Raw genomic sequence first — 18,633 nt, 5'->3', positions numbered from 1 at the left:
ATTATCGAATCGCACCATACCAGATGGCTCTCAAGCAAAAGGGTCTTACCCAAAGCATGTCTAGAAAAGGGAACTGCTTAGATAACGCCGTCATGGAAAACTGGCTTGGGATCATGAAGACCGAGTTCTTCTATCGAGAGAAGTTTGAGAGTGTGCAGTCGTTTAAAGCAGGGCTAAAGGAATATATCCACCACTACAACCATGATCGAATCAAACAAAAACTAAAGGGATTAAGCCCAGTGCAATACCGAACTCAATCCCTTCTGGTAACCTAAATAAACTGTCCAACTTTTGTGGGTCAGTTCATTGCAGTCCTTTTTTATCGTTCGTAAGTTGTCGAACTTGGCGTTTTAATTCACTTACTTCAATACTGCAAAGATTGATGCAGTAATGTCATCAACGTTTCCAGTACCACTAACCTTGCGATAGGCCGGAGCCTTTACTTTGTCAGCTGCATTACTTTGTGTTGCCCAGGTAGAGTAGTACTCCACTAGCGGACGAGTCTGATCGTTGTAAACCTGCAGGCGCTTGCGAACGGTTTCTTCTTTGTCATCATCACGCTGAATTAAGGCTTCGCCAGTGACATCATCCTTACCTTCCACTTTTGGTGGGTTGAAGGTGACGTGATAAGTACGACCTGAAGCTGGGTGAACGCGACGACCGCTCATGCGATCAATAATGGCATTAAACGGTACATCGATTTCTAAAACGTAGTCGATTGGCACGCCAGCATCTTTCATGGCTTGCGCTTGGGGAATGGTTCTTGGGAAGCCATCAAACAAGTAACCCTTGCTGCAATCAGGTTGAGTTAAACGATCTTTTACCAAACCAATGATGATGTCATCGGAAACAAGGCCGCCAGCATCCATAATTTTTTTAGCAGCAATGCCAAGTTCAGTTCCAGCTTTAACGGCAGCGCGCAACATGTCGCCTGTCGAGATTTGTGGAATAGCAAATTTTTCGCAAATGAACTGAGCTTGTGTTCCTTTGCCAGCACCTGGTGCACCGAGCAGAATCAACCGCATTGTTTTCCCCTTAGAAGACCCTCATTGTCCCGTATTTTTTCGGGATCCTTTGTAACTAATTCCTAGGATTATCCCCGAGAACGTCAGGGCAACCAGATTCTGGGCTAGCCGGCCAAGATGAGGCGAACCCGCTCGAGGTCTTCAGCTGTATCAACCCCAGCTTGCGGGGCTTCGCTGGCAGTATGGACTGCAATACGGTAGCCATTCCAGAGGGCGCGAAGCTGTTCTAAGGCCTCCGCCTGTTCCGGCGGCGCCGGCTCAAGGCGGGTGTAAGCCTGCAGAAAATCAGCCCGATAGGCGTAGATACCCAAGTGACGTAAATGAGTGACTGCTTGCTCAGAGTTCGGATCCCGTACAAACGGAATAGTGGATCTAGAGAAGTACAGCGCCTCATTAGAGCGATTGAGGACTACTTTGACCACATTCGGGTTATTAATTTCTGCGGCATCAACAATCGGTACTGCTACAGTCGAAATTGCACATGCGGCATTGTCAGCCAAAGTTTGAGCAACCTGATTGATTAACTCTGGGGGAATAAGCGGTTCATCGCCTTGCACATTGACTACCAAAGTATCTGCTGGAAGTTTTAATAGTTGTGCTACTTCTGCAATACGGTCTGTTCCAGTCGGGTGATCTGCGCTAGTTAATAAGCACTCGATCCGATGTTCATCACACGCTGCCTGAATTTCTGGTGAGTCGGTTGCTACTACAACGCTTTGGGCATTTGATTGCTGGGCACGCTCAGCCACACGAATCACCATTGGCTTGCCACCAATATCAGCGAGCGGCTTGCGAGGTAGGCGAGTAGATCCCAGCCTTGCAGGAATGACCACTAAAAATTCGGGAGGCTTCACGCTCATGAACTGGATTTGACCTGATCAACAGTTAATTGATTTCATCGGCAGAAAGACTGCGGGCTTCTTCAACGATCATGACAGGAATGTCATTACGAATTGGGTATGCCACGCAATCCGCTTTGCAGATGAGCTCATGTTTTTCTGCATCCAAATGCAAAGTGCTTTTGCACAAAGGGCAGACCAAAATCTCTAATAAGCGCTTGTCCATATTTGATCTTTACTATTTCTTATAAGGTATATTGATTTGGATCAGGTCTTTGCAAAATCGATTGCAACCATTCTGCCAATGTATTTGAAATCTCTAAACTCATCGGAACTACCCAAATGCGTTCATCCTGTATTGAGGTGCATTTTACGGCATCCTTTTCGGTAATCAGGATGCATTCAGCATTGATGGCAGAGAAAAATTCCGGGCTGTAGTTAGCGTGGTCAGCCAATCCAATGCATTTACCTGCAATCCCCTGCTTCAGTAAGTCATCAAAAAAGCGTTGTGGATTACCAATTGCAGCGACAGCGGTAATCTTATTTGGAAGAAAGGTGTCTGCAATGGATGATAAGGATTGTGTATTGCTTGAATTATTTAGTTGATAGGGCGTACCCAGTTGACTGCTTAGCGTGAAAGCGCGTCGCCCTAAAAAGTATTCATCGATGTGATTGGAGGGTGTGATGGCCCCAGTCATTAAAGTCGCATCTCGCTCGCGTGATGCAAGCTCACGTAAGGGACCGGCAGGTAGCAAGAAGCCATTGCCTTCGCCACGTTGATCGCGCACTACAAATTCAATATCACGACCTCCTTCGCGGGCAGGCCAGCGCAGCAGGCTTCGATGCTGTAAGCCATCATCGCTAATGATGACGTTCACCGAGGGATCGTATCTCAGCAGAGGCTGAATACTGAGGGTTCGTTTGGGATGGACCCAAATCGGAAACTGATTGTCTGTCCGCTTGGCAATTAAGACGGGTTCATCACCAACTTCTGCAGGATTGGAATTGCTTTTCACTTGGCGAGGCGTGCTTGATACATTGCCCCCATAACCTCTACTAATAATTCCAGGCTTCCAACCCATGCGTGCGAGTTGCTCAGCTAAGGCAATGACGATTGGAGTTTTACCAGTCCCGCCTACGCGAATATTGCCAACAATAATGATTGGAACCGGGGCTGGTTTACGTCTTTCTAAGTTGAGCTCATTTACCAAATCTAAGACTTGATTTACCCAACCGTAAATCTTAGATAAAGGCCAGAGGATGAGGCTGGTTGGCCCACGCCTTTCCCAAAACCGGGGGGGCTTATTAAAGAAAGAAGATTTTTTTGGCAATGACATTTAAGGCGACTTGTTTTGCTCAATGCTTTTAGTGTGTTGGATTATTTCTTGGTAGTTTGACTGCTAAATACAATATTAGATAGGTTGGCATCACGTGCAGCTTCTAAAGCGCTCATGACCGCCTGGTGAGGGGCTTTGGCATCCGCATCAATATTGACTTGGATGGCATTGTCTTTGTTGAGCGCATTGAGGCTATTGCTCAGTTGGCTGCGGTCAGTCACTTTGCCATTAATAGCAAAGCGCCCATCACGACTGACTGCAATATGAATTTGCTTCACCTCCGACTGACTTGCTGCACCATTGGCGGTAGGTAGGGTGATGGCCAACTCTTGGTAGCGAGTAAATGTTGTGGAGATCATCAGAAAGATCAGCACTACTAGCAACACATCAATAAAAGGAATGAGATTGATCTCAGGCTCTATTGGAGATGCATTCATCCCTAATGAAAATTGACCTCGATACCGAAGCTTATTTTCTAACCAACTCATTTTGTATCCGCAGTATGTGGATAGAGTTTTTTAAATAATTGACGGGTAAATTCTTCGCACTCATGTTGGCGTTGATTTGCCATTGCACGCAGACCGCGCCATGCAGCCAGAGCAGGAATGGCAATCAGTAAACCAAAAGCTGTGTTGTACAGAGCAATAGAGATGCCATGCGCTAGTTGTTGAGGACTGCCGACGCCTTGACTGCCAAAGATTTCAATCATGCCGACAACGGTTCCAAAGAGTCCCAAGAGGGGGGCAACGGTCGCAATGGTGGCTAAGATGCCAAGATAGCGATCTAACTTTAACCAGGTGGATTGGGCGCTGGCTTGTAATTCTTCTAAGGCCGAGTCTGCCGAGCTGCTGGAGGCTTTTTCTCGAAGGATGCAGGCAAAGAGGCTGCCTACTGGGGAAAGTTGACCAATGGCGCTAATTTCCGATTCTGAGACTGTTTTTTTCTGGTAAATGGTATTGGTTAGGCCAAATACCGTTTCTAGACTACCCTTCGGGAATATGTGAAGTTGCCGCAAATACCAGGCACGCTCAATAACAATGGCCAACCCGATAATGGAGATGATAAGAAGGGGCCAGATAGGCCAACCAGCAGACAGTAAGATTGAGTACATAAGCTCAGTACTTTAGCTGAATTAAAAACCCGTTTTCATAAAGCTATCCTGTGGATAACTCTGTGCAAAACTTTTTAGTAGTCGTGCTGTAAGTCCTTGATTGATGGTGATGACTACCTATTTTCTGGGATTCAGTCTAAGATAGAGCTTAATAATTAATGATATAAATCAATGGGATAGAGATTGTCTGTTGGTTTTATGAGATGGTTTGGGTCAGTAATTACTCACTTCTGGACACTAGACTAAGAGTGAATAAGTTTCTGTGGATATTTATTGGCCTCAACACCTGATGCTTGCGTAGAAAACGAGAAAAAATGTCGGAAATATTAAGGGAAATCCTCAGTGTTGGCGATCTAAACCGCGCCATTGCGAGCTCTTTGGAGGAGCGCTTCGATACCGTTTGGGTGAGCGGGGAGATTTCCAATTTCAAGGCCTATGACAGTGGACACTGGTACTTCTCTCTCAAGGATGAGGAGGGGCAGATCCGCTGCGTGATGTTTAGGGGTCGCAATGGCCAAGTGGGATTTATGCCCCAAGCGGGGGATTTGGTAGAGCTTGCAGCCAATCTAGGGTTCTATGTTCCGCGTGGGGATATTCAGCTGACGGTACAAAGCATGCGCCGAGCTGGCATGGGCGGTCTTTATGAAGCCTTTTTAAAGCTCAAAGCCAAGCTCGCCAAAGAAGGTTTATTTGATGCTGAGAATAAGCGTCCCATTCCAACTCATCCGAGATCGATCGGCATCATTACCTCGCCGCAGGCTGCAGCGCTAAAGGATGTCTTAAGCACGCTTGCTAGAAGAGCACCGCATATACCAATTGTGATTTATCCAACCTTGGTTCAAGGACCAGATGCACCAGCTGGAATTATTTCCGCTCTGAAAGCCGCTGAAAAAGAAAATGCAGTCGATGTGATTTTGCTGGTGCGTGGCGGTGGCAGCATTGAAGACTTATGGGCATTTAATGATGAGAAGCTGGCTTATGCGATTGCACAATCACCCATCCCAATAGTCAGTGGTGTTGGTCATGAAACGGATGTCACGATTGCTGACTTTGTTGCTGATTTGCGTGCACCCACCCCTACGGGCGCGGCAGAATTAGCAGCGCCGAGACGCGATCAAATGTTGCAAGAGCTTGATGCCATCATGCAAGCATTGCTACAAAGGGTAAATCAGCGAGTAGAGCGTGAAGCGCAAACCTTGGATCAATTAGCCTTGCGTCTCAGTCATGCTCTGCCTAACCCTGATCGTATGCGTGAGCAAATTAGCGGTTGGCAAAAACGACTCAACCAAGCATGGCTAGTGAGGGTTAAAAATTGGAAGCGTGATCAAGGCCATTTCCAATCTCAGCTTGAAATGCTCAACCCACAAAGAACGCTTGAGCGTGGCTATGCGGTAATCCTAAGTAAGGAAGAGCAAGCAATACATGCAGTACGCAATCCAAATGAGCTCAATACAGAGAATGCGTTTCAGGTGCGCTTGGCTGAAGGCCAAGTAGAGATTGAGTTTGCTAAGGTTGAGTTGCTGAAGTAAAGCTAAAGAATATTTGGCTCAATTTCAAGTTGTACACCGAATTTACGCAATACTTCTTCTTGAATATTTTTTGCTAAACCTAGGATATCTGTTGATATACCGCCGCCATGATTGACTAGGACTAGCGCTTGTTTTTCATAAACGCCAACGGGACCAATCCGCTTGCCCTTGAAGCCGCACTGATCGATTAACCAACCAGCTGCTAGCTTACGTTTATCTAGCCCATCGGGGTAGGACACTAAGTCTGGGAATTGCTGAATCAGTAGATCATATTGATTCTTATCCACAATCGGATTCTGAAAGAAGCTTCCAGCATTACCTATCACTGCAGGATCTGGTAATTTTTTAGATCGGATAGCGCATACCGCATTAAAAATTTGCTTTGCACTTGGGTTGGAATTTGATTCACTAAATTGCTTTGCTAGATCCGCGTACTGCAATCGTGCTTGCCAAGCCTTGGGGATTTTAAAAACGACCTTTGTCACAATAAATCGATTGGGATTTTGCTTGAAATAGCTATCGCGATAGGCAAATCGACATGCCTCCTTCGGGAGAGTGACAAAGGCATGGGCCGCAGAATCAAATGCTTCGATGTTGTCGATGTATTCGCCCATCTCTACACCGTATGCTCCAATATTTTGAATGGGCGCGGCGCCAACAGTACCCGGTATGAGTGCGAGGTTCTCAAATCCCGGGAGATTGTTATCTAGCGTCCAGGAAACGAATTCATGCCAATTAACACCGGCACCCACGGAGAGCCAGGAGCTTTCATTATTGGAGCGAATCATTTCCTGACCCAAAATATTGATGAGTAGGGTTGCTCCAGGCAAAGATTCTGGAAGAATCACATTGCTTCCGCCGCCTAATGCACGCCAGGTGATTTTTTTATCCTTAAGCCCTCTCAAGAGGTCTGGCAACTGCTCTGCGGATGTGATCTCGTAGGCTAATTCTGCTGTGGAATCCAGGCCGAAGCTGTTCCGGTGCTTGAGTCCCAGATTGGGGGTCAATTTTGCTGGATTGGGCGCATTTTTCGCGGAGTTCATGCCACAATCTTATTCGTGTTCGAGTTTCTGTTCGTAATTTATGAAAAAACTTGAAAAGTAACAATGCAATGATTGAATTTACAGAATTGATTACCCAGATTATTTAAGGAGTTTGAGATGCCCTCATTTGACGTAGTGTGTGAGCCTGACATGATTGAGTTGAAAAACGCAATCGAGCAATCCAACAAAGAGATTGCTAATCGTTTTGACTTTAAAGGTTCTGATAGCCGAGTTGAGCAAAAGGACGAGACTTTGATCTTGTTTGGCGATGACGACTTTAAGTTGGGTCAAGTGCGTGACGTTCTCTACGGCAAGATGGCTAAACGCAACGTAGACGTGCGTTACCTCAAGGATGATAAAAAAGAGACTATTGGTAGCGATAAGCGCAAGCAAACCATGAAGATCCAAAAAGGCATTACTTCTGAGTTGGCTAAAAAAGTAGTGCGCATCATTAAAGACAGCAAGATCAAAGTCCAGGCCAGTATTCAGGGTGATGCGGTGCGCGTAACAGGTACTAAGCGCGATGACTTGCAAGAAACAATGGCTATGCTCAAGAAAGAAGTTAGCGAGGCTCCATTAGGCTTTAATAACTTCCGTGACTAATTTGGTCTAAAAGTGTGAGTGGGTATGCCGCAATACCCACTTGCAGCTTGTGGAAATGTATATTATATTAATATACATAAATGATCGATTTTCAAAAAATAGTTGGGTTTCAATGGGATGCGGGGAATGCTTATAAGAATCACAATAAGCACGATGTTTCTCAAGGTGAGGTAGAGGAGATTTTCTTCAATCAACCTTTACTGATTGAGGGTGATGAGAAACATAGCCATAAGGAGAGTCGTTTTCTCGCTTTGGGGGTTACCAACACCATGAGACTTTTATCAATTATTTTTACTCTGCGTAGTCAGGAAACTTTGATTCGTATAGTCTCAGCAAGATCGATGAGTAAGAAAGAAAGGGCATTCTATGAAAAAGCCTAATAAATTAGCCATTCCATCCTTTAAGGATGAAAAAGAGGAGCGCATCTTTTGGGAAAAAAATGATGCCGCTGATTACTTTGACTTGTCAAAGGCCAAGCGGGTAACCATTCCCAATTTAAAGCCTACAACAGCTTCTATATCTTTGCGTCTGTCGCAAAGCTTTCTAGAGGGCATTAAGTTGCAGGCCAACAAGATAGATGTACCCTATCAGTCTTTGATGAAAATTTGGTTGGCAGAAAAATTGGAAGAAGTAACTAAGTAATTTTGTGATCAAAAGTGACATGCATCCCATAAGCCAAGAGGCTATTGAGCGCTTCTGCGATGCTTGTTGGTTGGAGGATGGGTTAACTCAAAACAGTTTGTCCGCTTATCGTCGAGACTTATTGCTCTTGGCCCAGTGGCTTCAAAATGATTCGGGCACCGATCTCTATAGGGTCACTGAAAAAGATCTCACTGCATACATTGCATATCGCCGAGCTGATAAAGCAACCACTGCTAATCGGCGGCTGACTGTATTCAAACGCTTTTATCGTCATGCTCTGCGCATGAACTTGGTGAAAAGTGATCCTTGCATTGGTTTGCGTGCTGCTAAGCAAGCATTACGCCTCCCTAAAACATTAAGTGAAGATCAGGTCACCGCCTTGCTTAACGCGCCTGATGTGGAGACATCATTAGGATTACGCGATCGCACTATGTTGGAGTTGATGTATGCCAGTGGCTTGCGCGTTTCAGAAATCGTTGCTTTAAAGACGGTTGCTCTAGGATTAAACGAAGGTGTTATTAGGGTGGTGAATGGTAAAGGCGGCAAAGAACGATTAGTACCATTTGGTGGTGAAGCGGGTCAGTGGTTGCGTCGCTATCTTGCTGATGCCAGAACGCCATTACTTGAAGGTAAGACTTCGGATGCCGTATTTATTGGGCGCCATACAGGGACGGGATTAACTCGGCAGGCTTTTTGGGCTCTGATCAAGCGATACGCCACCATTGCCAATATCCCCGTTGCCTTATCTCCGCATACACTGCGCCATGCATTTGCTACCCACTTGCTGAACCACGGAGCAGATTTAAGGGTGGTACAACTCCTTTTAGGCCATGCTGATATCTCGACTACCCAGATTTATACCCATGTGGCTAGAGAGCGTCTTAAATCGATCCATCAGCAACATCATCCTAGAGGTAGTTGAGGGCGTATTAGTCTCTACAGCCGTCAACAATGCAATAAGTGATTAAGATATCAACATGAATTTAACCTTCGATCCATTACTCATTCCCATTGCCTACCTAATTGGTTCTATCTCTTTTGCGGTAGTGGTGAGTAAGTGCATGCGTTTGCCCGACCCCCATTCTTATGGCTCTGGGAATCCAGGAGCAACTAATGTTCTTCGAACAGGCAATAAGCTTGCAGCGGCGCTCACCTTAATTGGCGACGCACTTAAAGGTTACTTCGCAGTAATGTTGGCAAGAGTATTGCTCGGCGATGAATCTCTGACATCAACCCTCAATTCTTGGTTGTTATGTGGCGTCGTGATAGCTGTGTTCTTGGGGCATTTGTTTCCAATCTTCCATGGTTTCAAGGGTGGTAAAGGGGTTGCTACTGCCTGCGGAATTTTGTTTGGCATTAATTGGATTTTGGGTTTAGCCACTCTGGGCACCTGGATCATTGTGGCGATGTTTATGCGTTACTCATCTCTGGCAGCTTTAGCAGCTGCTGTTTTTGGTCCGGTCTATTTTGTTTTCTTATTTGGTTTCCAGTCTATGAGCATTGCTTTGCTGGTGGTGTGCTTACTATTGATATGGCGTCATCGTAGCAATATCCAAAATCTGATGAATGGCACTGAGTCACGTATTGGCTCAAAGAAAAAAGGTCAGTCATGACGATTGCTTACTGGTGTGTTCTGTTTATGGGCTTATTTCCTTATGTAGCGGCAGGCATTGCTAAAAAAGGTTTTGAGGGTTATGACAATGGCATGCCAAGACAGTGGCTGGCTAAGCAGACGGGATTTCGGGCGCGAGCCAATGCGGCGCAAGCCAACCTTTTTGAATCTCTTCCATTCTTCTTTGCGGCAGTCATTATTGCAAGCATCGCAAATGCTCCGCAGGGGCGAGTTGATTTACTGGCTATTGGATTTGTTACGGCGCGCATTGCCTACCTCATTTGCTATGTAGCCGATTGGCCAACTACTCGATCTGCTGTGTGGCTTGCTGGCATTGCCTGTGTCGTCAGCATCTTCTTCCAGATTTAAGAGAACTAAAAGTAATTTACAAAAATCATCGAGACATTCAATTTATATGCCTACTAAAAAAATTCCTACGAAGACGGCTAGCAAGCTTCCTGCCAAGAAAGCCTCTAGCGTTAAGCCAACTAAAAAAATTGCCGCTAAAAAGAGTGATGCTGGCACACCATTGTCTGTAGTAATTCGTCGGCGTATTGAAGCGCAAAAGGCACGCTTTCATGCAAATGACAATATCTCTAAATTCATTCAGCCTGGTGAGTTAGAGGGCCTGGTAGATGAAGTGGCAGAAAAGATGCAGGCTGTTTTAGAAAGCTTAGTGATTGATACTGAGAGTGATCACAATACTAAAAATACTAGCCAACGCGTCGCTAAGATGTTTGTTAAAGAAGTATTTAATGGACGCTATATAGAGCAACCAACGCTGACCAAGTTTCCGAATGTCAGTCGCCTCAATGAGTTGATGATTATTGGCCCCATTACTGTTCGCAGTGCTTGCTCTCATCACCTCTGCCCAATCATGGGTCGTGTTTGGATTGGGGTATTACCAAGCAAAGAGTCTGCCTTGATTGGTTTATCAAAATACTCACGCCTAACTGAATGGGTCATGTGTCGTCCACAGATTCAGGAAGAGGCGGTAGTGGAGTTGGCGGATATGCTTGAGAAAAAAATTAAGCCGATTGGTGTTGCGATTGTGATGGATGCAGATCACTTCTGTATGCAATGGCGTGGTGTTAAAGATCGTGACTCGAAGATGGTTAATAGCGTGATGCGCGGCGCCTTCCTTAAGGACTCGAATTTGCGTCGAGAGTTTTTGTCTCTCCTTGATAAAAGGTAAGCAAGAGCCAACCAATGACGCCTTCTAAATTAGGTCAGTATTTAACTGGAGTTATCTTTACATTTCTGGTGGGATGCTCTTTGTATCCGGATGTCAATACTGACCCAGCTAAAAACAATAAAGCAACATTTCGTCAAGATGCTTTGGATTGTGCGCAATCGTATCCCGAGTCAGGGTCAGGTGCCCACATAAAACAGCGTATTAGCTGCATGAATCTCAAGGGTTGGCATTAGATCTTGGTAGTAAATTCAACTTGAGAACAATTCTCAACAAAATAGACATATAAATCAAATACTTACATTGCTAATAGCTGACTAATTTTATCTGATCTATGATCCTCAGAGTTACATATTTTGTTCTATTTCACTCTCTGGAGAACGTATGAAAAATAGTCGCCGCCAATTTATGATTTTGTCCGCTGCTGGTGCTTGCACCTTGGCTTTGAACGGTAAAGTTCAAGCTCAAGCAATGGTTGCTGAGACTGATCCACAAGCTGCCGCTTTGGGTTACAAGGCTGATGCCTCTAAGGTAGACAAAGCTAAGTACGCTAAGTACGCTGCTGGTCAACAGTGCGATAACTGCGCCCTTTATCAAGGTAAAGCTGGTTCAGCTGCTGGCGGTTGTTCATTGTTTGCTGGCAAGCAAGTTGCTGGTAAGGGCTGGTGCTCTGCTTACGCTAAGAGGGCTTAATACGGTATTCGTATTAGCTTGATTCAAAGGCTGCTTCGGCAGCCTTTTTTATTGGACCCGCAGATTTGCTCCCATTGCATGCAGGTTTATGATTGCTCAGAAATATCAATAAAAAAACATGAGACCTAAATACAAGAACCTACTCAAGCACTACTCCTTTTATCTGGGTGGTGATCAGCCCCATGTGTTGTGGGTAGAGAGAATACGGTCGGTTCTGGGGGCTTTTATTGGTCTTATGTTAGCACTCACTACTGCTAAGTACCTTGGTGAGCTTAGCGGTCTGGATGAGTGGCTTATGGCTTCCCTGGGGGGGGGCAAGTGCTTTGCTAGTTTTTGCCTTGCCGCAGAGCCCTATGGCCCAGCCTTGGGCGGTGATTGCCGGCAATATCCTATCCGCTTTAATCGGTATCGCAACGATTCATTTGGTTAGCGAGCCTTTATTAGCAATGCCTTTAGCTGCCAGCCTATCTATCTTGGGTATGTTTACCTTGCGTTGCCTGCACCCACCAGCTGCAGCGGTAGCTTTGATTGTGGTGCTGGGGCACGTGATGCATTACCGCTATGCTTTTTTCCCGGCAATGGTGGATTCGATATTGCTAGTGATGGCCGGGGCGGTTTACAGCAATCTAACTGGTAAACCATACCCCACTAAGCCAAATTAATTTTGCTTAGTGGCTGCTGTAGAGGCAATGCAGTCTTTGATGTCGTAATTGTGATATTTGCCCGTATTTTTCTTTTTAAGGGATTGGGCGCACTCTATAACGGAGTATCAGACATTAATTTTTGGTGCGTCGCTTGCAGTCATAATGAAATCTCTTGGTATTTTTTAATTTATGGTGACTGGCGCCCGTGCATATCCCAATAAATGTGGATGAGCTTCATAACCCTATAAAATTACTATCTAATTTATAAGAACGATAAGTATTTTCATTAAATGACTCAAGTTACCCCAGTTATTCTCTGCGGCGGATCCGGCACTCGATTGTGGCCGTTATCACGCTCAGGTTTTCCAAAGCAGTTTCTAGTGCTTTCGGGGGGTGATTCAAGCGAGAGCCTTTTTCAGCAAGCCGTCCAAAGACTCAATGCGATTGATGGCGCCAATATTCAGTTGAGCGATACCCTAATTGTGACTAATGAAGACCATCGCTTCTTGGCTTTGGATCAGCTACGAGAGTTAAAAAACACACTAAAGACCTTTGAAGCTACTTTATTGCTCGAATTTTCAGGTCGCAATACTGCACCTGCTTTGACTTTAGCGGCGTTTCAGACAAAGGATGGGGAGCATGACCCCATTTTGGTAATTACACCTGCTGACCAGACTGTAAAAAATTCAAAAGCGTTTACTAAGGCTTTGAAGCATTGCATTGCCTTAGTTGATGCTGATGGTTCGAAGCAAACGATTGCGATCTTAGGTATTACGCCCGCCTCCCCAGAAACGGGGTATGGCTACATACGGCGGAGCGCCGAAATGGGCACTCATTATGAATACAACGTTGAGCAGTTTGTTGAAAAACCAGATGCTCAAACTGCTCAAGCATATTTAGATGATGGTAACTACCTTTGGAATAGTGGCATGTTCGTGCTGCGTGCAAGTACATGGCTTGACGCTTTAAAAGAATTTCGTCCTGATATTTTTGGCGCTACGGAAAAAGCTTGGCAAGCAAGGTCAACCGATCGATCTGATGCGACAACTTTTATTCGTCCAGATAAAGCACTGTTTAATACCATTCCCAGTGAATCCATTGACTATGCCGTGATTGAAAAATGCCCAGGTAGCAAATATTCAGTCAAGATGGTTGAGTTGGATGCTGGCTGGAATGACTTGGGCGCCTGGGATGCAGTTTGGCAAGTGGGCAAGCAAGACGAGCAGGGTAATGTCACCAGTGGCGATACCTTACTGAGCAATACAAGCAACTCATTAGTCCATGCTAGTAGTAGATTAGTGAGCGCGGTGGGCATAGAAAATCTCATCATCATTGAGACTGCGGACGCAGTGCTGGTGGCTGATAGAAAAAATAGCCAAGATGTAAAACATATCGTCAATCAGCTGGAATCACAAAAACGCGAAGAAAAGAATTTACATCGCAAAGTTGCCAGACCTTGGGGTTGGTATGACTCGGTTGATGAGGGTGAGCGCTTTAAGGTGAAGCGTATTCAGGTGAAGCCAGGAGCAAGTCTTTCCTTGCAAATGCATCACCATCGCGCAGAGCATTGGATAGTGGTGAAGGGTATTGCCGAGATCACCAATGGCGATCAAATGATCACGCTGACCGAAAATCAAAGTACTTACATACCACAAGGACAAATGCATCGTTTAGCCAATCCTGGAAAAACACCTTTAGAGATTATTGAGGTGCAGTCTGGAAGCTATCTTGGCGAAGATGACATTGTGCGTTTTGAAGATACCTATGGCAGAAGTTAATTTAGATAATTAAAAAGTTACATATATGACAAGTCATAAAATCAATACCCAAAAGGTTGCCCTCATCACAGGTATCACCGGCCAAGATGGCTCTTACCTGGCTGAATTCTTATTGGAAAAAGGGTATATCGTTCACGGCATTAAGCGCCGCGCCTCTTCATTTAATACTGAGCGCATTGATCATTTGTACCAAGATCCGCACGTCAACCATCCCGATTTAATTCTTCATTATGGTGATTTAACGGATACCAGTAACTTGGTGCGCATCATTCAAGAGTGCCAGCCTGATGAAATCTATAACTTAGGCGCCCAGTCTCACGTAGCTGTTTCTTTCGAGTCCCCTGAGTACACGGCAGATGTCGATGCCATGGGTCCGCTGCGCATGCTTGAAGCTATCCGCATCTTAGGCCTTGAGAAGAAAACACGTTTTTACCAAGCATCCACTTCCGAGCTCTACGGCTTGGTGCAAGAGATTCCGCAAAAAGAAACGACCCCGTTTTATCCTAGAAGCCCATATGCAGTTGCCAAGATGTACGCTTATTGGATTACCGTGAACTATCGTGAGGCCTATGGAATCTATGCGTGTAATGGCATCCTCTTTAATCATGAGTCTAAGCGCCGCGGTGAAACCTTTGTCACACGCAAAGTAACCCGTGGTTTGGCGAACATTGCTCAAGGCCTAGAGAAGTGTCTCTATATGGGCAATATCGATGCGTTGCGAGATTGGGGTCATGCCAAAGACTATGTACGCATGCAGTGGTTGATGCTCCAACAGGAAGTTCCAGAAGATTTTGTTATTGCTACTGGCGTGCAGTTCACTGTTCGTGAATTCATCACTCGCAGCGCTAAACAGCTGGGCATTACCTTAAAGTTCGAGGGTGCTGCCGAGAATGAAAAGGCTATTGTTGCTTCTATAGATGGCGAAAAAGCACCTGCGCTTAAAGTTGGTGATGTGATTGTGCAGATTGATCCACGTTACTACCGCCCAACTGAAGTAGAAACCCTCTTGGGCGATCCTACTAAAGCCAAAGAAAAGCTGGGCTGGGTTCCAGAAATCACGCTTGATCAAATGATTTTTGAGATGGTGGTCAACGACTTAGATCAGGCTAAGCAACATGCATTACTGTTAAAGCATGGACACAGCGTTTCGGTTGGTAAAGAGAATTAAGTAAGAATTAAAAAAGAATTAAAAAAGTAGCAAACCTAATAATTAAAATTCTAAATAATGAGCACAGATTTGAATCAAAAGATTTATGTAGCGGGACACCGAGGTATGGTGGGCTCAGCCATCGTGCGTAACCTCCAAGCAAAGGGGTTTAGCAACATTGTTACTAAAACCCATGCAGAACTTGATTTAACCAATCAGGCGCAAGTAGCAAATTTCTTTGAGCAAGAAAAGCTTGACCAGGTGTATTTAGCTGCCGCCAAGGTGGGCGGTATTCATGCAAACAACACTTTTCCGGCAGAGTTTATTTATCAAAATCTGATGATGGAGGCAAACGTCATTCATCAGGCTTTTGAGAGTGGAGTTAAAAGACTTCTGTTTTTAGGGTCCAGCTGTATTTATCCAAAACTGGCCCAGCAGCCCATGAGTGAGAATGCTTTGCTGACGGGAACTCTAGAGCCCACCAATGAGCCTTACGCTATCGCTAAGATTGCAGGTATCAAGTTATGTGAAAGTTATAACCGTCAGTATGGCCAAAGCCATGGAGTTGACTATCGTTCAGTAATGCCAACTAATTTATACGGCCCTAGCGATAACTATCACCCTGAAAATAGTCATGTAATTCCTGCATTGATTAGAAGGTTTCATGAGGCAAAGTTAAGTAATGCTCCGGAGGTTCTGATTTGGGGGACTGGCACTCCAAGACGTGAATTTCTCTATGTTGATGATATGGCTGCGGCATCTTTTTTTGTTATGGAATTAGATAAAGCAATTTACGACCAGCATACCGAGTCAATGCAAAGTCATATCAATGTGGGCTTTGGAAGTGATATTACGATTGCTGAATTAGCGAGTAAGATTGCCAAAGCAACCGGATACCAAGGCAAGATCAGCTTTGATCCTAGTAAGCCTGATGGGGCACCCAGAAAGTGGATGGATTGCAGTCGGCTGAATGCCTTGGGTTGGAGTCCGAAGATGGCTTTAGAGGACGGTTTAACTGATGCATATTCAAGTTTTTGCGATCAGCTTGATTAAAGATAAAGCGGACCATGATCACAGCGGTAGCAATATTTAAAGCACTTGATTAGTGATATACCTTTTCGCGCACTATGGGCGATAACAAAGTCTTATTCCTTTGCGTCCTTAGGGTGTAGATAAAGCGCAAAAACATTATCGTTTAATGTATTCCTTGCCCTCTGGCGTTGAGTAAATAGTGCATTGCAGATTTTTGCCGTTGACGATATCTTCAATAGCTGAGTAAAAACCAAATTTATGATCAATGTAGCTTGCTATTTCATTTCTATTTTCCGCCACGACTTTGTAGGCATTGGTTTTTAAAAAGGCATTAAGTTTATTTAACTCAGATACCTCTAAACTTGGTAGGTAATAAAACCACTCCTTTGGTAATACTTCAAAGATTTTGGAGGTGCCATGATAAATGGGAAAGCAGCCACATATTAGTGCATCGAAGATCTTTTCTGAGATATACCAGTCTTCTACTGGAGAGTTTTCGATCACCAAATTATATTTGTAACTTCCTAGCAGCTCAAATTTGAAGTCGCATAGTCCTTTATAGTTTTTTAGAGAAAAAGAATCTTTGTTAAATCTGCCGAAATAATCAAAATTAGGATTGCTTGAGGCAAGTACCTCAATAAATTGTTTACGTTTTACATTACCAGCAATTCCTTTAAGACCAGAGGTAATAGAAAAGATTTCTTTGGATCTGTCTCGCTGATCTAATCTCTGTAGAACCTCAATAGAAGCGCCATGATAATTGCGATAACCCGCGTATGCTCGAAGATATTGATGCCTACTATTTTTTAGAATAAAGTCTGCGTTTTTAAAATGACTAACAACGGTTACCTCGTTGTCTAAAAAAAATTTCTCAGAGAAGTTGCAGCGATATAAATTTGAATAATCCTCGGGCTCTTGGAAAAGTAAAAAAACCTTTTTTCCTTGAATCGCTCCTAAATCACGCATAACAGTAATGAAGAAAATATATTGCGCATCTTCAGGTCTTTTAACAATCAAAAAGTTTCGAGTGGAAGACAAATTCGATGTGAAAAACCAATGCAGATCCAAATCATCTATGTAGACAGTTTTCTTAGATGCACTTTGATATGAATGCGTTTGCAAAATCTGTTGATTGAACGCATTAATTCTGGCATCTGACTGTCTCGCCTTTCGGCGATACACCAATTTAGCCAGGCGATAACGTAGCCACTGCAGGGGATGCATATTTAACTTTATCTCGTGGTAATCAAAAACTTTTTTGGCGACCTTGCTGGCATAAATAGGTATTCAGAGTGGGGCCTTAGTTTCATTATTGCATTAACCCCATCAACTCCTCCTTGATTAGAAAAGTCACCATGATTATCTGCATGTCAGGAGCTATTGTCAAATGTTGTGCATGAACCCTAAATTGTATTCAGTTTAAGCGGCGTGTTTTTGTTGTTCTGTTGCTGATTTTGAGATGGGCTCTCCGTCTTTAAATGGCGCTCCTTTCAACAGTAATTCAATCTTGTCAGCGCCTCTGATGATGCGCCAAGATTTCTGCGCCTCTTCGATGAGTTTGTGAGCTAAGCCTAGGAAGGTATTTCTACTGACGCAGTTACGCGTTCTGCCGGGAAGTCGTAAAAGGCAAGTAATGGCTCTTGGTCTTTGATCACCTTGTCTGTCGCCTTAGGGTATTTGCCTTGGTAGCATTGCGCAAAGTGATTTAGAGCTTGCTGAGCTGCTTTCAGATCAGGCGCCATCCAGATCGATCGCAGATCTTCTTTGGCTTTGGCGTGCAAGGACTTCGGTAGCGCATTGAAGACATTCTTAATCTTATGCACCCAGCAGCGCGGAGCAGTCGTTTCTGGATAGGCTTCTTGCATCGCAGCCCAAAATCCGAGAGCGCCATCACCTGTTGCTAGTAGTGGGCCGCTAGCCAAGCCTCTTTAGTTTCAGCAAAACCCTCGCCAATAGCCACACGCTCTTTAGTGCCATCGGGCCGCACGCCAATGATGACTAGCAAACACTGGCCATTAGAGCCTTCAGCGCGCACCCCTGTATGGATGCCATCAGCCCACCAGTAGATATAGCTTGAGGTAGATAGGTCTCTGGCATTCCAGGTTTTATATTCAGTTACCCAAACTTCTTTGAGACGGCCAACGACATTGGCTAAGAGCCCCTTAGCATCATCGCCCAGCAAGGTACATAAGGCCTCACTCATATCCCCAGTAGAGATGCCTTTGAGATAGAGTTAGGGGATGACGGCAGTCATTCTGGCGGACTTACGGATATACGCTGGCACCAGATTAGAGTTAAAGCGCACCCCCAGCTTATTGCGGTTTCGTACTCTGGGCACCTTGACGGGAACAGGGCCTACTGCGGTCAGGATGGGTCGTTCTGGTAAATAGCCATTGCGAATCATCT

General features: G+C 44.8%; 23 protein-coding genes and 1 pseudogene. 15 read left to right on the top strand and 9 right to left on the bottom strand.

Going from position 1 to position 18,633, the window contains the following annotated elements; genetic code table 11:
* A partial coding sequence (locus ACIQZ3_RS09705; RefSeq protein ID WP_397392627.1) for a transposase occupies window positions 1–275 on the top strand: 275 nt, incomplete at its 5' end.
* 84 nt (window positions 276–359) lie between these two features.
* On the opposite strand, the gene adk is transcribed toward ACIQZ3_RS09705, so the two are convergent.
* The 6 genes from adk to ACIQZ3_RS09675 all read right to left on the bottom strand — a co-directional run bounded on the left by adk (window position 360) and on the right by ACIQZ3_RS09675 (window position 4,312).
* Complete coding sequence (gene adk / locus ACIQZ3_RS09700) at window positions 360–1,025, bottom strand: adenylate kinase (RefSeq protein WP_397392625.1); 666 nt, start codon at window positions 1,023–1,025, stop codon at window positions 360–362.
* 104 nt (window positions 1,026–1,129) lie between these two features.
* Window positions 1,130–1,885: a 3-deoxy-manno-octulosonate cytidylyltransferase gene (gene kdsB, locus ACIQZ3_RS09695; RefSeq protein ID WP_397392623.1), complete on the bottom strand. Its 756-nt coding sequence runs from the start codon at window positions 1,883–1,885 to the stop codon at window positions 1,130–1,132.
* A 25-nt stretch (window positions 1,886–1,910) separates the two neighbouring features.
* The gene (locus ACIQZ3_RS09690; protein ID WP_397392621.1) at window positions 1,911–2,090 is read right to left on the bottom strand and encodes a Trm112 family protein; all 180 of its coding nucleotides are present in this window, start codon (window positions 2,088–2,090) and stop codon (window positions 1,911–1,913) included.
* A gap of 19 nt (window positions 2,091–2,109) precedes the next feature.
* A complete protein-coding gene (gene lpxK, locus ACIQZ3_RS09685; RefSeq protein WP_397392619.1) occupies window positions 2,110–3,201 on the bottom strand; it encodes a tetraacyldisaccharide 4'-kinase in 1,092 nt (363 codons plus the stop codon).
* Between the two features lie 41 nt (window positions 3,202–3,242).
* Window positions 3,243–3,689: an ExbD/TolR family protein gene (locus tag ACIQZ3_RS09680; RefSeq protein WP_397392617.1), complete on the bottom strand. Its 447-nt coding sequence runs from the start codon at window positions 3,687–3,689 to the stop codon at window positions 3,243–3,245.
* Window positions 3,686–4,312 (bottom strand): MotA/TolQ/ExbB proton channel family protein, encoded by a 627-nt coding sequence (locus tag ACIQZ3_RS09675; protein ID WP_397392615.1) that lies wholly within the window; start codon window positions 4,310–4,312, stop codon window positions 3,686–3,688. Before ACIQZ3_RS09675 ends, ACIQZ3_RS09680 begins: the two co-directional genes overlap by 4 nt.
* 314 nt (window positions 4,313–4,626) lie before the next feature.
* Here ACIQZ3_RS09675 and xseA point away from each other — a divergent pair, with 314 nt between their 5' ends.
* Complete coding sequence (xseA, locus tag ACIQZ3_RS09670) at window positions 4,627–5,841, top strand: exodeoxyribonuclease VII large subunit (RefSeq protein WP_397392613.1); 1,215 nt, start codon at window positions 4,627–4,629, stop codon at window positions 5,839–5,841.
* Window positions 5,842–5,843: 2 nt separating this feature from the next.
* Here the strand turns inward: xseA and murB are convergent, their stop codons facing one another.
* Window positions 5,844–6,884 (bottom strand): UDP-N-acetylmuramate dehydrogenase, encoded by a 1,041-nt coding sequence (gene murB / locus ACIQZ3_RS09665; protein ID WP_397392611.1) that lies wholly within the window; start codon window positions 6,882–6,884, stop codon window positions 5,844–5,846.
* Between the two features lie 117 nt (window positions 6,885–7,001).
* Here murB and ACIQZ3_RS09660 point away from each other — a divergent pair, with 117 nt between their 5' ends.
* The 13 genes from ACIQZ3_RS09660 to ACIQZ3_RS09600 all read left to right on the top strand — a co-directional run bounded on the left by ACIQZ3_RS09660 (window position 7,002) and on the right by ACIQZ3_RS09600 (window position 16,248).
* Window positions 7,002–7,487 (top strand): YajQ family cyclic di-GMP-binding protein, encoded by a 486-nt coding sequence (locus ACIQZ3_RS09660; RefSeq protein WP_397392609.1) that lies wholly within the window; start codon window positions 7,002–7,004, stop codon window positions 7,485–7,487.
* Between the two features lie 80 nt (window positions 7,488–7,567).
* Complete coding sequence (locus ACIQZ3_RS09655) at window positions 7,568–7,867, top strand: BrnT family toxin (protein ID WP_397392607.1); 300 nt, start codon at window positions 7,568–7,570, stop codon at window positions 7,865–7,867.
* On the top strand, window positions 7,854–8,129 hold the full coding sequence (locus tag ACIQZ3_RS09650) for a BrnA antitoxin family protein (protein WP_397392605.1): 276 nt from the start codon (window positions 7,854–7,856) through the stop codon (window positions 8,127–8,129). The genes ACIQZ3_RS09655 and ACIQZ3_RS09650 overlap by 14 nt, the downstream gene beginning before the upstream one ends.
* A 19-nt stretch (window positions 8,130–8,148) precedes the next feature.
* A complete protein-coding gene (gene xerD, locus ACIQZ3_RS09645) occupies window positions 8,149–9,051 on the top strand; it encodes a site-specific tyrosine recombinase XerD (protein ID WP_397392629.1) in 903 nt (300 codons plus the stop codon).
* A 55-nt stretch (window positions 9,052–9,106) separates the two neighbouring features.
* On the top strand, window positions 9,107–9,742 hold the full coding sequence (gene plsY, locus ACIQZ3_RS09640; protein ID WP_397392603.1) for a glycerol-3-phosphate 1-O-acyltransferase PlsY: 636 nt from the start codon (window positions 9,107–9,109) through the stop codon (window positions 9,740–9,742).
* Window positions 9,739–10,110, top strand: coding sequence for an MAPEG family protein (locus ACIQZ3_RS09635; protein ID WP_397392601.1), 372 nt, complete (start codon window positions 9,739–9,741; stop codon window positions 10,108–10,110). Before plsY ends, ACIQZ3_RS09635 begins: the two co-directional genes overlap by 4 nt.
* A gap of 46 nt (window positions 10,111–10,156) precedes the next feature.
* Window positions 10,157–10,936, top strand: a complete 780-nt coding sequence (locus tag ACIQZ3_RS09630) for a GTP cyclohydrolase I (RefSeq protein WP_397392599.1) — start codon at window positions 10,157–10,159, stop codon at window positions 10,934–10,936.
* A gap of 14 nt (window positions 10,937–10,950) precedes the next feature.
* Window positions 10,951–11,169: a hypothetical protein gene (locus ACIQZ3_RS09625; RefSeq protein ID WP_397392597.1), complete on the top strand. Its 219-nt coding sequence runs from the start codon at window positions 10,951–10,953 to the stop codon at window positions 11,167–11,169.
* Window positions 11,170–11,317: 148 nt separating this feature from the next.
* Complete coding sequence (locus tag ACIQZ3_RS09620; protein WP_397392595.1) at window positions 11,318–11,626, top strand: high-potential iron-sulfur protein; 309 nt, start codon at window positions 11,318–11,320, stop codon at window positions 11,624–11,626.
* Window positions 11,627–11,979: 353 nt separating this feature from the next.
* Complete coding sequence (locus ACIQZ3_RS09615) at window positions 11,980–12,288, top strand: HPP family protein (protein ID WP_397392593.1); 309 nt, start codon at window positions 11,980–11,982, stop codon at window positions 12,286–12,288.
* 272 nt (window positions 12,289–12,560) lie between these two features.
* Window positions 12,561–14,048, top strand: coding sequence for a mannose-1-phosphate guanylyltransferase/mannose-6-phosphate isomerase (locus ACIQZ3_RS09610; protein ID WP_397392591.1), 1,488 nt, complete (start codon window positions 12,561–12,563; stop codon window positions 14,046–14,048).
* A 25-nt stretch (window positions 14,049–14,073) separates the two neighbouring features.
* Window positions 14,074–15,216 (top strand): GDP-mannose 4,6-dehydratase, encoded by a 1,143-nt coding sequence (gmd, locus tag ACIQZ3_RS09605; protein ID WP_397392589.1) that lies wholly within the window; start codon window positions 14,074–14,076, stop codon window positions 15,214–15,216.
* A gap of 57 nt (window positions 15,217–15,273) precedes the next feature.
* Window positions 15,274–16,248 carry a GDP-L-fucose synthase family protein gene (locus tag ACIQZ3_RS09600; protein WP_397392587.1) on the top strand — a complete coding sequence of 325 codons (975 nt, stop codon included), beginning with the start codon at window positions 15,274–15,276 and terminating at the stop codon, window positions 16,246–16,248.
* A gap of 135 nt (window positions 16,249–16,383) precedes the next feature.
* Here ACIQZ3_RS09600 and ACIQZ3_RS09595 read toward each other — a convergent pair whose 3' ends face one another.
* Both ACIQZ3_RS09595 and ACIQZ3_RS09590 read right to left on the bottom strand, forming a co-directional pair.
* Complete coding sequence (locus ACIQZ3_RS09595) at window positions 16,384–17,451, bottom strand: glycosyltransferase family 10 domain-containing protein (protein WP_397392585.1); 1,068 nt, start codon at window positions 17,449–17,451, stop codon at window positions 16,384–16,386.
* Between the two features lie 195 nt (window positions 17,452–17,646).
* A pseudogene (locus tag ACIQZ3_RS09590) lies at window positions 17,647–18,633 on the bottom strand (IS256 family transposase); the annotation flags it as partial.

It is taken from the genome of Polynucleobacter sp., from assembly GCF_044342855.1.
In the GTDB taxonomy this organism is placed as follows: Bacteria; Pseudomonadota; Gammaproteobacteria; order Burkholderiales; family Burkholderiaceae; genus Polynucleobacter.
This window is presented reverse-complemented; position numbering and strand designations above follow the sequence as displayed.

Coding starts and splice junctions, on each gene's coding strand:
- ACIQZ3_RS09625 (WP_397392597.1), top strand. CDS start 10,951: ATGACGCCTTCTAAATTAGGTCAGTATTTAACTGGAGTTATCTTTACA.
- plsY (WP_397392603.1), top strand. CDS start 9,107: ATGAATTTAACCTTCGATCCATTACTCATTCCCATTGCCTACCTAATT.
- ACIQZ3_RS09595 (WP_397392585.1), bottom strand. CDS start 17,451: ATGCATCCCCTGCAGTGGCTACGTTATCGCCTGGCTAAATTGGTGTAT.
- ACIQZ3_RS09660 (WP_397392609.1), top strand. CDS start 7,002: ATGCCCTCATTTGACGTAGTGTGTGAGCCTGACATGATTGAGTTGAAA.
- xerD (WP_397392629.1), top strand. CDS start 8,149: ATGCATCCCATAAGCCAAGAGGCTATTGAGCGCTTCTGCGATGCTTGT.
- ACIQZ3_RS09635 (WP_397392601.1), top strand. CDS start 9,739: ATGACGATTGCTTACTGGTGTGTTCTGTTTATGGGCTTATTTCCTTAT.
- xseA (WP_397392613.1), top strand. CDS start 4,627: ATGTCGGAAATATTAAGGGAAATCCTCAGTGTTGGCGATCTAAACCGC.
- ACIQZ3_RS09680 (WP_397392617.1), bottom strand. CDS start 3,689: ATGAGTTGGTTAGAAAATAAGCTTCGGTATCGAGGTCAATTTTCATTA.
- ACIQZ3_RS09655 (WP_397392607.1), top strand. CDS start 7,568: ATGATCGATTTTCAAAAAATAGTTGGGTTTCAATGGGATGCGGGGAAT.
- ACIQZ3_RS09600 (WP_397392587.1), top strand. CDS start 15,274: ATGAGCACAGATTTGAATCAAAAGATTTATGTAGCGGGACACCGAGGT.
- ACIQZ3_RS09630 (WP_397392599.1), top strand. CDS start 10,157: ATGCCTACTAAAAAAATTCCTACGAAGACGGCTAGCAAGCTTCCTGCC.
- lpxK (WP_397392619.1), bottom strand. CDS start 3,201: ATGTCATTGCCAAAAAAATCTTCTTTCTTTAATAAGCCCCCCCGGTTT.
- gmd (WP_397392589.1), top strand. CDS start 14,074: ATGACAAGTCATAAAATCAATACCCAAAAGGTTGCCCTCATCACAGGT.
- ACIQZ3_RS09620 (WP_397392595.1), top strand. CDS start 11,318: ATGAAAAATAGTCGCCGCCAATTTATGATTTTGTCCGCTGCTGGTGCT.
- ACIQZ3_RS09675 (WP_397392615.1), bottom strand. CDS start 4,312: ATGTACTCAATCTTACTGTCTGCTGGTTGGCCTATCTGGCCCCTTCTT.
- ACIQZ3_RS09650 (WP_397392605.1), top strand. CDS start 7,854: ATGAAAAAGCCTAATAAATTAGCCATTCCATCCTTTAAGGATGAAAAA.
- ACIQZ3_RS09610 (WP_397392591.1), top strand. CDS start 12,561: ATGACTCAAGTTACCCCAGTTATTCTCTGCGGCGGATCCGGCACTCGA.
- murB (WP_397392611.1), bottom strand. CDS start 6,884: ATGAACTCCGCGAAAAATGCGCCCAATCCAGCAAAATTGACCCCCAAT.
- adk (WP_397392625.1), bottom strand. CDS start 1,025: ATGCGGTTGATTCTGCTCGGTGCACCAGGTGCTGGCAAAGGAACACAA.
- kdsB (WP_397392623.1), bottom strand. CDS start 1,885: ATGAGCGTGAAGCCTCCCGAATTTTTAGTGGTCATTCCTGCAAGGCTG.
- ACIQZ3_RS09615 (WP_397392593.1), top strand. CDS start 11,980: ATGGCCCAGCCTTGGGCGGTGATTGCCGGCAATATCCTATCCGCTTTA.
- ACIQZ3_RS09690 (WP_397392621.1), bottom strand. CDS start 2,090: ATGGACAAGCGCTTATTAGAGATTTTGGTCTGCCCTTTGTGCAAAAGC.